The 12,191-nt window shown below is 56.2% G+C and carries 8 protein-coding genes; 4 read left to right on the forward strand and 4 right to left on the reverse strand.

Annotation, left to right across the window (positions count from 1 at the left end):
• Positions 1–125: 125 nt before the first annotated feature.
• Positions 126–1,130, reverse strand: a complete 1,005-nt coding sequence (locus IFT47_RS24990) for an NADP-dependent oxidoreductase (protein ID WP_192174742.1) — start codon at positions 1,128–1,130, stop codon at positions 126–128.
• A gap of 251 nt (positions 1,131–1,381) precedes the next feature.
• Between IFT47_RS24990 and IFT47_RS24995 the strand changes: the two genes are divergently transcribed.
• The 4 genes from IFT47_RS24995 (at position 1,382) to IFT47_RS25010 (ending at position 5,243) form a co-directional block, all read left to right on the forward strand.
• Positions 1,382–2,143 (forward strand): SDR family oxidoreductase, encoded by a 762-nt coding sequence (locus IFT47_RS24995; RefSeq protein ID WP_192174741.1) that lies wholly within the window; start codon positions 1,382–1,384, stop codon positions 2,141–2,143.
• Between the two features lie 91 nt (positions 2,144–2,234).
• Positions 2,235–3,707, forward strand: coding sequence for a mechanosensitive ion channel domain-containing protein (locus IFT47_RS25000; RefSeq protein ID WP_192174740.1), 1,473 nt, complete (start codon positions 2,235–2,237; stop codon positions 3,705–3,707).
• 373 nt (positions 3,708–4,080) lie between these two features.
• Positions 4,081–4,218 carry a hypothetical protein gene (locus IFT47_RS25005; RefSeq protein ID WP_192174739.1) on the forward strand — a complete coding sequence of 46 codons (138 nt, stop codon included), beginning with the start codon at positions 4,081–4,083 and terminating at the stop codon, positions 4,216–4,218.
• A 272-nt stretch (positions 4,219–4,490) separates the two neighbouring features.
• On the forward strand, positions 4,491–5,243 hold the full coding sequence (locus tag IFT47_RS25010; protein ID WP_192174738.1) for a trypsin-like peptidase domain-containing protein: 753 nt from the start codon (positions 4,491–4,493) through the stop codon (positions 5,241–5,243).
• 503 nt (positions 5,244–5,746) lie between these two features.
• Here IFT47_RS25010 and IFT47_RS25015 read toward each other — a convergent pair.
• The 3 genes from IFT47_RS25015 to IFT47_RS25025 form a co-directional block, all read right to left on the reverse strand.
• Complete coding sequence (locus IFT47_RS25015; RefSeq protein ID WP_192174737.1) at positions 5,747–6,601, reverse strand: hypothetical protein; 855 nt, start codon at positions 6,599–6,601, stop codon at positions 5,747–5,749.
• A gap of 444 nt (positions 6,602–7,045) precedes the next feature.
• On the reverse strand, positions 7,046–9,757 hold the full coding sequence (locus IFT47_RS25020) for an AAA domain-containing protein (RefSeq protein ID WP_192174736.1): 2,712 nt from the start codon (positions 9,755–9,757) through the stop codon (positions 7,046–7,048).
• A 527-nt stretch (positions 9,758–10,284) separates the two neighbouring features.
• On the reverse strand, positions 10,285–12,191 hold a 1,907-nt coding region (locus IFT47_RS25025; protein WP_192176547.1), incomplete at its 5' end, for a TonB-dependent receptor.

Consider the following 12,191-nt stretch of genomic DNA (forward strand, 5'->3'; position numbering starts at 1 on the left):
TGGGTCGGATCAACAGCGCACGAGCTTACACCAGAGTGCGCCCTCTGGTGGTTTTGGCAGCGTTATCCGTGAGTTGTTCAGCGGATTATCAGCGAGGGTTCACAGGTTGAGCCCACCCATTCAGCTCACACCTTCAAGATCAACTTACCGCTGTTCTCGCCCTTGAACAGCATCTGCAGGGTTTCGGGGAAGGTTTCCAGGCCTTCGACGATGTGCTCTTTGCTTTTCAGCTTGCCCTGGGCCAGCCAGCCGGCCATTTCCATCCCGGCCTTGGCGAAGTGTTCCGCATGGTCCATCACCACGAAACCTTCCATGCGCGCGCGGTTGACCAGCAGCGACAGGTAATTGGCCGGGCCTTTGACCGCTTCCTTGTTGTTGTACTGGCTGATGGCGCCGCAGATCACCACCCGCGCCTTCAACGCCAGGCGGGTCAGGACCGCATCGAGGATGTCGCCGCCGACGTTATCGAAATACACGTCCACGCCTTTGGGGCATTCGCGTTTCAGCGCCGCATGAATGTCCTCGTTCTTGTAATCGATGGCGCCGTCGAAGCCGAACTCATCAATCAGGGTCTGGCACTTTTCCTTGCCGCCGGCGATGCCGATGACCCGGCAGCCTTTGATTTTGGCGATCTGCCCGGCGATGCTCCCGACCGCACCGGCGGCGCCGGAAATCACCACGGTGTCACCGGCCTTGGGCTGGCCGACTTCGAGCAGGGCAAAGTAGGCCGACATACCGGTCATGCCCAACGCCGCCAGGTACACCGGCAGTGGCACCAGTTTTGGATCGACCTTGTTGAAGCCCTTGGGCTCGCCGACGAAATAATCCTGCACCCCGAGCAAGCCCTGAACGTAATCGCCCACCGCGAATTTCGGGTGTCGGGACTCGATGACTTTGCCCGCACCCAACGCGCGCATCACCGCACCCAGCTCGACCGGCGCGATGTACGACTTGCCTTCGTTCATCCAGCCGCGCATGGCCGGGTCCAGGGACAGGTATTCGCTCTTCACCAGGATCTGGCCGGGAGCGAGGTCGGCAACGGGCACGGTCTGGAAGGTGAAATCTTCACGGCTGGCGGCACCCACCGGGCGGCGCGCGAGGAGGAATTGGCGGTTGTTCAAGGCGGTCATGGCAGGGCTCTTGATTATCGGCGAAGCGGCAGTGATAGACCGGAACGGCCCGGACAGCAAGGATTGCCACTGCACCGAATGCCCGCCGATCCATGCTAATGATGGCGCGCTTCACGGATCATCATCGCCACCAATGGCCCGGCAACCGGCCTCTTGATAGTGCTGACGCTGACTGTGTTGCGACCGCTAAGCTGCGGCCCACCAGGCGTTTGCCGAGCTCTTCAATTAATAAGTACAAAAAGGACGATCCCATGAGCATGACGTTTTCCGGTCAGGTCGCGTTGGTCACCGGCGCCGCGGCGGGTATTGGCCGAGCGACCGCGCTGGCGTTTGCCGAACACGGTCTGAAAGTGCTGGTGGTGGATCTGGACAGCGAGGGAGGAGAGGGCACGGCCGAATTGATTCGTCAGGCGGGCGGCGAAGCGCTGTTTCTGCGGTACGACGTAACAAAGGACGCCCAAGTGCAGCAGGTGATGGCCCAGGTCGTGGACGCCTACGGCCGCGTCGATTACGCCTTCAACAACGCCGGCATCGAAATCGAGAAGGGCCGACTCGCCGAAGGCAGCGAAGCCGAGTTCGACGCGATCATGGGTGTCAACGTCAAGGGCGTCTGGCTGTGCATGAAGTACCAGTTGCCGCTGATGCTGGTCCAGGGCGGCGGGGCAATCGTCAACACGGCATCGGTTGCCGGGCTGGGCGCGGCGCCGAAGATGAGCATCTACAGCGCGTCCAAGCACGCAGTGATCGGTTTGACCAAATCGGCCGCCATCGAGTACGCCAAGAAACACATCCGCGTGAACGCCGTATGCCCGGCGGTGATCGACACCGACATGTTCCGCCGCGCCCACGAAGCCGACCCGCGCAAGGCCGAATTCGCCGCGACCATGCACCCGGTCGGGCGGATCGGCAAAGTCGAAGAAATCGCCGCCGCCGTGCTCTACCTGTGCAGCGACGGCGCCGCGTTCACCACCGGGCATTCACTGGCGGTAGACGGGGGCGTGACGGCGTTCTGATCGGTCAGACCGCTCGGCGAAAAAGCAGACCGGCGCTCCCGGCGAGGTATTCAGCTAAGCTGCACGGGCTGTCCACCCCCAGGGAATGTCGATGGATCATTTGTGGTTCGCCTATCCGCTGATCAGCGCTGCCGTGCTGCTGGTCATCGACCTCACGCTCTGGCAGTGGCTGCACCCGCGCTGGCTGCGGCGCAAGCTGGCGTGCCGGCTGGTGCTGTTCGTGCTGTTCAGCATGGCGCTGCTCGATGGCGGACTCAGCCCGCTGTATCCGGTGCCCGCCGACTGGTCCGTTCCCCGCCATGTGCTGGGCACCATCCTGACCATCGCCTGGTGGCTGTTCGGCGCGCGGACACTCACCGTGCTCGCCGTCGTGGTCATGGAGCCGCGGATCGGCGGCAAGGGTCATCTGCTGCAAGACGTCATGGGCGCAATCATCTTCCTCGTCGCATCAGTGGCGGCGGCCGGCTACGTGCTCGACCTGCCGGTCAAAGGGCTGCTGGCCACCTCCGGCGCCGTGGCGATCATCTTCGGCCTTGCCGTGCAAAGCACCCTGGGTGACGTCTTCTCCGGCATCGTCCTCAACGCGACCAAGCCGTTCCGGGTGGACGACTGGATTCGCGTCGACGACATCGAAGGTAAAGTCATCGAAATCGACTGGCGCTCCACCCATCTGCTGACCTCCGAAGGCAGCATGGCCGTGATCCCCAACGCCATGGCCGCCAAGACCCGCATCGTCAACTTCAGCCGGCCAGATCATTTCCACTCGGTCACCCTGTCCATCGAATTGTCGACCCGCCTGCGACCCAGCCTGGTGCTGGACTCCCTGGAGAAAGCGCTGCTCGGCTGCCGCGAATTACTGGCCCAGCCCGCGCCCTCAGCGGTCGTGGTCAAGTCCGGCCTGCGCATCGTCGAATACGAAGTCACCGGCTACGTGAAATCCCGGGACCGGCGCTCAGCGGTGCGTAACCAACTGTTCGACCTGATCCATCGGCAGCTCGCGTCGACCGAAACCCGCCAGGACCAGCAGCGCGCCGCGACTCGCCAGTCTGCCGTGCTGAATACCGTGAATGCGCTGCGCATGCTCAGCGACGCCGACCGCGCGCAACTGGAACAGCACATGCGCCTGGGCGCGTATCCGGCGAAAGACGTCGTGCTCGCCGAGGGCGTGGTGCCTGATGCGCTGTTCATTATTGAGTCCGGGGTGGTATCGGCGTCGCTGCAACGGCCGGACGGCTGGCTGGAAGTGGGGCGCATGGGGCCGGGTGAGCTGCTTGGTGAAAGCGGGTTTGTTGACGGCACGCCGACGCTGGCGCGGTTCTGCGCGTATACCGACTGCATGATTTATCGCATCGACAAGGCCGATCTGGAGCCGTGGTTGGCGGAGCATCCGGAATTGATTGGGGCGCTGGCGGGATTGGCTAAGTTTCGGGCGAAGGCGAGGGCGGCGATGTTGGAGGCCAAGCCGGTCGTGGCCGATACGGGTGGGTTTGTTAGTTGGTTGCGCAAGAATGTCAGGCGATTTGAGGTGACGCGCGGGCAGGGGCCGGATGACAAGAAGCGCTGATGAGCCTGCCGGTTGATGAGAAATAAAGCTGGCGCAGTCAGTTTATGGTTCGCAGATGTGGGTTATTAGGTGCAGCTAAGTGCGTGATCTGAGCCGCGTCGCGGGTAATGAGGCTCAGAAGTGGGCAATAACAGAGAACCGTGGACTCTCTGCTTTGCGCGATAGCAGCCCTTGGTGACTGGCAATTTTTTTGCCTAAAGCTGCAGGCAACAATCGGATCAGAGCGGCCTTTGATGCGTGTAGCAAGTCAGGCCTGAGCTGAATTTCTCTAAAAAGTAGTCCTGCGAATTGAAAATAGCGACAGATAGCCTATACCTAGTTTCGGGATGGGACTCCAACTCCAGAGAATCCGCCCATTTTCGGGGTATGAAAAATGGCAAAAGACGAGAAAACCAGCAAAGGCGTGGCGTCTAAGGCAAGCGAGCAATTGAAAGACAAAAAATCTTCACCTGCTGAGAAGTCTGTTGCAGGCTCGGCGCTAACGCAGGCGCCAGATAAGAAAAAGAAATAATAATGTACTGGGGTAGTTTTATTAAGTGCTGTCAACTTAATAGATTTCGCCCCATTTGATTCTAAGCATTAATGAGCACGAGTCTCCGTGTGTTTTTCAAACTACATTCAATTTCTTTTTGCAGGTAGTGTGCTCCGGCCGCCGGTGGCTCTGAATCGATGATGATCCGTATGGCCAAAAAGAAAAAAAGGGCATGGATGTACTTTTCAAGAAGGAGTGGGGCGAGAAAATTCGCTTTTTTTGTTAGGTGCTTATAGTTAGGGTTTCAACTAGTGGAATATGACGAAGCTATTCAGTATAACGCTCTACAAATTCAACCATGTATTGCTCCATTGATGATCTATCCAAAAGGATTAGATGTGGGTGCCAATGAGTGGAAATGTGGGGGGACATGTTTTTTCGTAAAATCAGGAGCTGCCACGTATCTTGTCACTGCTGCCCATGTATGGGATGAGGTTGAGAACTGTGGGGCGGAATTTTTCCCATTGCTCTTACCCGTCAACGGCGCCGAACCAGTGGATATATCAAAATGGCGGATAATATCGAAATCAGCATTTCTCGATATCGCTGTGGTGGAGGTGCCAACTAGTTTTCAACTCGCCTCTATCGGGAAGGATGCAATAACCTACAACTCTTCGCCTGAAACAAGAGTGGCATTAGATGAGTCAGTTTTTTTTATGGGATACCCTGGAGAGCATCGAACAGCTGATAGTCTAAAAATAATTTTAAGAATGACCCCTTGCATGGACTTTGTGACCTCCGTAAATGATCGTGCCTTTTTCATGTCAGACGATTTTCGTGAAAGACAAAGTAGCTCATTTGATCCAGGCGTCAGTGACATAAAATCGTTTGGTGGTTTGTCCGGGTCACCAATGCTAGTGGTACGGGATGGGATATTTAACCTAGTGGGCATCTTCATTGAGGGTGGATTTCAAGATGAGGGGATCCACTCTCCTTTTAAGGGGGCTCACTTTGACTTTATAAATGCTGATGGTTCGCTGGATGAACTTCGTATTCCATATTGAGCAAACGATGTAGGTATCCGCTGAGCAATTGAGTAGTAAGAGCGAAGCAGCGAAAGATAGGGGCAGATTTATTTTCCGGGAAGTAAGCTGTACCCTCTATGCCGGCTCGCCGCAGGGGCGCCCGTGCCGGGAGGTGTCGCAGCGTGTGGACTTCGCGCTGCGACAATTGCGCAGCCTAAGTCCGGCCGCAATATCTTCGTCTCTGACGACGGCGGCCGGCGGCTTCACACCCTATCCTCCTGCTCCCTTAAGCCGGGCTTTGCGGCGGCGTGTGGTAAACGGATTCGCTGTCCGGCAAACCCGGCGTCGCAGTGTGATAGCTGGATGCGTCTTCATCCGAGGAATCATCTGTCGGCCCCGGTGGTTGAGCTTATAGAGGGGCAGGTGGCTCCGAAGACGCCGACCCAGGCCGCGCGGCCTCGCTGGAGGGGCCGCCGCTCAACAAATAAGGTAACTGATTTAATTTTTAGCTGAAATAAATCCGTACCTTTATCTCTGGGCGCCTATTCTAATCGTTTAGTAAAAAATCCTAATGCCATTTGCTCAGGCACTGAAGCTGAATACATTTTAAAAGCCGGAGTACGACTTACATAAGCAAAAATTGCCTGCAGTTGTTCATTACTCACAGAAACCTTGTCTTCATAAAGGCTGAAGAGCGACTCTCGTAGCTCGGCGCTGGTGAAGCTAACGCCTTTTGCAATGGGATCCTCATCAGGGATCGCACTGTCTTCGGTGGATAGAACACTGCGCGGCGAATGTAGGCCGAGTTTAAAGCGCGTTCCGATCGCGATACGTTCAGTGCCGGCAAGCAGTATAAATGTACAGGCGGATGCACACGTATCTGTATATCTAACACCTGACTCTGGTTGAAGCCCGGCAACGCCAAACGACATGTCTCCAACGCAAGTATTGAGCTTATGCTTCTGTATTTCTGAAGCTATTTCAGCTGCGCTGTCGTTATCCCCTCCGGTCGAGTTCAGGCACACCATATTTACATTCGCATGCGCCTCAAGCAGTTTCGACAGTTTATCTCGAAATATCTTACCGTCTCCAGGCTGAATAGGCCCTGCTAGATTAAAAGACTGAATACATTGCTCTGCAGCCTGATCGCAGGTTTTGCCGAGCTCAAGCGTGATCTCGCTAGTATCCGCGAACAACCGATAGACAAGCAATGAGGGACGAAATAGAAAATTACTCCAAGACGAAGGCAGTGCCATCGTTATCGGTGTATACAAAAAAATCTTTAACATCATAAATCCTGCGAAATAAGCCAAGCCTAATCCCGTTACACCCAATGCAGTTCTAACCTTGCTTTTTAGGGCAGGTAGAACCCATTTCTTTATCGACAATTTTGACATGTATATACCCCGTATCAGATGAAAGATGTTTTACGCAAGCCGCCGCTGCACTTCAAGCTAGCACGAATATTCGTATTATTGCATCAATAATTAATCCTTAACCCAGAACTAAAGTTAATATTTATTCAGTCATCTATAAGCGGGCTTTTAAAGAGCTTCCCATCATATCTAGCGCCGTGTGAGCAGCCATCCATTGATTGCAAAGTTTCAATCTCTCTTGAGGAATGTTCGCTAAGAACAAGGAAGAGCATACTAATTTTTCTAAATAGAACTAAATCTGTTACTGAGGCTAGTAATGACCAATCTGAGACCCCTGGATGCCCAATGATTTTTTAATAAAGGATGCAATTACTTTCATTAACCTCCGATCCACCAGCTTGCGGCCTGGCTACAGGCAGCTTTGGATCGAATTCTACCAGCGGCGACTGACGGCCGCCGAAGCGCTTAGGTACTCTGTGTAGGCCCCGCCCAGTGCCCGATAAAGTCGCCAATTTTCCGCTCGATGTCACTCTCAACTGTCCGCAGCCGAAGGATCGGAATACCACTTTTGGCCAAAATCTCATTTTTCATGGTGTCCCGAGCCGCTTGAACAGGTTGGTCGTGGTACCCCCCATCAACCTCAATTACCCCTATCGGCTTCTTGCCAACTTTGAAATAGATCACGAAATCGCAACTGGCGCGCCTCATGAACGCCCGCTGGCGCTCCGTCCAGTCGAGGCTACCCGGCGATGCAAGCTTATCTAGCTGGATCTGGGTGTGATATTTCAGTGCCTGATAGGCCGGGGCTGACAGCGCCTCGCGCAGTAACTGAGCAATGATCTGCTCGGACTTGTAGCGCGAATCCTCAGCCCTAAGGCGCGCGTCCAAGCGGGCGAGAGACTGGTCGTACTCGCGGTACAGCAAGTCAAATGCCGATACCACGGGCGCGCGCACGATTTGCTCGCCTTGCGCGTAATAGCTGATGTAGCGGATCAGCGCGGCGATATGGCCATTGTTGTCAGTAAACACCTCGTCGCCGGTCACCAGGGTGAAGCGATGTTTGGCCCGCGAAACCGCGACATTGACCATGCGTGGGTCGTCGACGAAAGCCAGGCGTGTGCGCGCTTGGTTGTAGCGCTTCTTGTCCAGCACTGTGGAGAAGACGATCTCGTTGCATTCACGGCCCTGAAACTTGTGCACGGTGTCTTTGACAAAATCCGTCGGCAAGTGCGTGCCGGAAAGGTTAACTTGCGCCCGAAAAGGGGCGATGTAACCGCGGCCGTCGCCGTCCATTACGGCGGCTGGTCCCTCGTCCTCAAGGACCTTCAGCAGAGAGTCCAATTCCCGAAGATTAGTGTTCTTCCTGGCGTGGTTGCCTCTGGCTGTCACCACCAGGCGCAGGGGGTCTTCGCCGTTGTCCTCGGTCATTGGCACCAGCGCGTTGTCGTAGAACTGCTGATTGCAGAACTGGATGATCCTGGGGTGGCAGCGGTAATGTTCTTTCAGCAGGGTTCTGGGCAGGCCGTCCCCGAACACGGCAATGCACGAATCAAGCAGGCTGTAGCGCTCGCAATCGTAGACATCGGCGGGCGCTTGATGCCCGAGTGACACAGGTATATGCGGCAACTGTCGGTTGTCTCCAACGACGATCAGATTCTTTGCACAGCCTAGTGGGAGGATGCCTGGCACTATGTCCTGCAAAGAGGCTTCGTCAATGATCACGTAGTCGAGAACCGCTCCCGGCGCGATGGAGTTCACGATCGAATGCGTGCCGCTGCCAAGGATAGGGAAGCGCTTCACAAAGACGTCGAAATGCTTGCAGTAAGTTTTGGCATCAAAGCTATCCGCCGGCGGTTCCTGAAGTTGCAGATGCTGCTTCAGATGGTGCATAGATGCGGATGTTAGTTCGTTCAGCAAGGCTGTGAAATTCGCACATGCCAACGATTCACGGCACGCCCGCAGTTCCGCTTCCTTGTCCCGAAGCGACTCATCGTAGTAATGCATCTGCAATGCTTGGAAAACAGCCATGCGCGCTTCGCTATCGGCGAATGGCTTGGTACGAAAGATTCTGAATTTGAACAGTAGCTCGATTCGGTCTTTGAGATGAATGCGCTGCTCGCCGAGGTAAGCCAGGTAGGCCATGAGGTCCGTAGTCTTGCGCGGTGTCAGGCCGTACTTGTCGAGCGAGCCTGTGAGCTGCACATCGCTTTCTGCTTGCCATTGCTGCAAGTGGCGTCGCTCAATGACCAGCTCGTCCAGCTCAATTTGCAGTTGTGCCGCCCTGTTGTGGTCTTGCAAATGCTGCTTCAAGCGGGTCAACAACGCCTGGATATCCTCTAGGGACGGTGCGGGCTCAGGCGCGCTTGTTGGCCAGGCAGGCAGGTCAGCGAAGAAGGCCTCACGTTTTTTCTGGTTCCCGAGTTGGGCGACCAAGTGGCCCAGGCCGTACTTCTCCAGCTTTTCATAGACGTTCTCTACGGCGGCATTGTTGTTCGACAGCACCGCTACCGTCTGCCCACGTAACAGAATATTGGCCAGTATATTGAGGATTGTCTGGGTCTTGCCGGTCCCTGGCGGGCCCTCGATTACGCTGACTTGCGCGCTGAACGCTCGCTCGACCGCCTGAAGCTGACTCTCGTTAAGCCCGAACGGGTAAATAAGCCCTTGACCCGGCGTCAGCGTGCCGTTGCGGCCCGTACAATAGGCGTCCAACGCGGTACCAGCGATGGCGGGAAGTTTGTTGAGCTGGCGCACCACATTGTCGGCAATTTCGCGATCGGTTTTGGACTCGGCTTGATCCCGCCGGGCATTCGCCACGATGGTGAAATAGCGGAAGACCGGCGTTTCCTTCATCAATGTCGGCGCGGTCAAACAGATGCTGTCCATCTTGTAGACATAGGGCTTTTCGGCGCCTGGGTAGTGCACTACGGCGTATCGCTCGTCGTAAATCGTAACCTTGGCAATGGGCGTAGCTATCATGCTGCCGGGCTTTTGCAGCAATACATTGGTCAACTCGCGGCTGGGCGAAACCTGGCAGTTACTGAGCGGGCGGGTGTATTTTTTCTTGGAAGGGAAGTGACAGGTCAGTTCCAGCGTTTTGTACTTGTCGCTCCAGCGAATCGTCCAGTCGCTGATCGTTGCGGTCTTGTCCTCACCATCCACCTTTATCGAAGCCATCTTCCCTATCCCTATGCGCATGACGTCCGGCTTGCTTTGCGCCGAACGTTACCTTTCTCCTAAGGGGAATAGTGCCATCGTTGCATGCAAGGTCGATAGCCGGTTAATGCGTTTAGTCCTCTCCCGTGGTTCAGCGTAGAGAGATGGATTTATTTTCTGAGTTAAATAAATCCCTCCACTTATCGATGCATTTCCACTGCACCCTGTCCATCGAAGGAAGCCAAGCCGGTGGTGGCCGATTCGGGTGGGTTTGTTAGTTGGTTGCGCAAGAATGTCAGGCGATTTGAGGTGACGCGCGGGCAGGGGCCGGATGACAAAAAGCGCTAACCAAGACAGCGGGTTGTCGAGAAGTAAAACTCTCGCAGGCAACTGACACCCGCCCGAGGCGTACCTCGGATGCTGCTGAACGCCTGATCTGAGCTTTGCCTCGGGCGCTTGGGCCTACCTGCTGGCTGACCTGAATTCGACTCATCGAAAGCCACTTGATCCCAAGGGAATGATGATGCCTATCCCTTGGGAGCGCTGACTTAGAAGTCTATGGTGCCCGAGAGTTTGACCAGACGCGGGTCGCCCTGGCTGAGATAGCCACCGTTGGCTGAGGCCCAGTAGTTCTTGTCGGTGATGTTCTCCACATTGACGCGCAACGTCAGGTCCCTTTGATCGACTTTAAGTTTGTAGCGCGCCCCGGCATCGAACCGATTCCAGGTGGGAAGGCTCAGGTTATTGGCCTGATCCGCATACTGGCCTCCAGTACGCAGCATACGCGCGCTGAGGGCAGCTCCCTCCAGGCCAGGAACGTCCCAGTCGACGCTCGCATTTAGCTGGAAGGTGGGCACCCCGATGGCATGATTGCCATCAGTGAGCCCGCCCGCGGTGTTCTTCAGCTCCGAGGTCATGCGCGTGCCGCCTGCCATCAGGCGAAGGCCTTCGATGGGCTCACCAAACACGCTCAGCTCAACACCCTTGTTCACCTGCTCGCCGTCGCGAATGTAGAGGCGCTGAGTCGCATCGACGTACCCATCGCTGGGCTTCTCGATTCGGAACACGCCAAGATTTGCGCCGAACGATTGCATGTCCAGCTTGATACCCGCTTCCAGTTGCTTGGTGCGGCCAGGCGGGAAGGCCTCCCCAAGGTTGGTGACGTTGGTACCGGACGCGACCGGCCCTTTGGCCAGGCCTTCAATGCGGTTTGCGTACAGGGAAACGGTGTCAGTCGGTTTATAGACGATGCCGTACACCGGAGTGGTGATGGATTCGTCGTAAAGCGAAGTACGGCTGCCGTCATTGGCCGGATTAGCCACGCCGTTGGAGGTGGTGCCGTCGTACGAGTAGTTCTCTACGCGCAGCTGCTGACGGCGTACGCCATAGGTAAGGAGCAAACTATCGTCGAACAAGCCAACAGTGTCGGAAGCGGCCAGGCTTCGGTTACGGGTTTTGCCGGTGACACCCGGATCGCTCATATCGCCGCCGGTGAGGGAAACCGCCGTTGGCTTGGGCAGGTCAGGTGTGGTGTAGATATTGGTATTCCCGGTGACCGAGCGGTAGAAGGTGTAGGCGTTCTCTTGCTGGGTCCAGATGGTGGAGGCGCCAATCGCGATCTGATGACTGACCGGCCCGGTTTGAACATGACCGTTAAGCCCCGCTGCAAAGCTGGTGTTGTCCTCATTGTGCGGAATCTCGGAGCCGCCGACAGTTGCAACTCCGTTATTACCTACGAGGGTTGGCGTGCCGTATACACCAGTTTCACGCGTATGCTTGGCGCCCCCTGCAAGGTAGGCAGTCCAGTTTTCATTCAGGTCCCAGTCGCCACGCATCATGCCGAACGTGTCTTCGGTTTCGGTATTAGTCCAGTCCTGGCCATAGTTGTGGCTGGCGTCAGGGGCGGTCGGGATTTTGGTCGCATTACCCAATTGCACGGTGTTGCGTAAACCGTTGATGCGCTGTTTTTGGTAGCCAAAGTCGGTAGAGACGCGAAAGGTGTCACCACGATAATCGAGCCCCGCGACGAACAACTTGGTGCGCTGGTTTTCGTCATTAATCGCAGTGTCGCCTTCACGTTGGCTAAGGTTGACTCGCGCTCCGAATCGATTGCCCTCGCCGAAGCGTTGGCCAAGGTCCAGATGCTCACCAATTCGGCCATCGGAACTGATGTCTTGGGTGTAACGGCGAGTCGGCACGTCTTCAGCACGCTTGGGCTGCAGATTCACGCTGCCACCCAAGCCCGTACCGGTGGGGCTCACGCCGTTGATAAAAGCGTTGGGACCTTTGAACACTTCCACCCGCTCAATCGCGTCCGTGGAGAGAATTTGCCGGGGAAGGACGCCGTACAGACCGCCGTAGGAGATATCGTCACCTGCCAGCGGCAAACCGCGGATCACGAATATCTGCGACTGATTACCGAAGCCGTAAGACTGGCGCACCGACGGGTCGTTGA

This window comes from Pseudomonas sp. CFBP 13711 (assembly GCF_014842265.1).
GTDB lineage: Bacteria > Pseudomonadota > Gammaproteobacteria > Pseudomonadales > Pseudomonadaceae > Aquipseudomonas.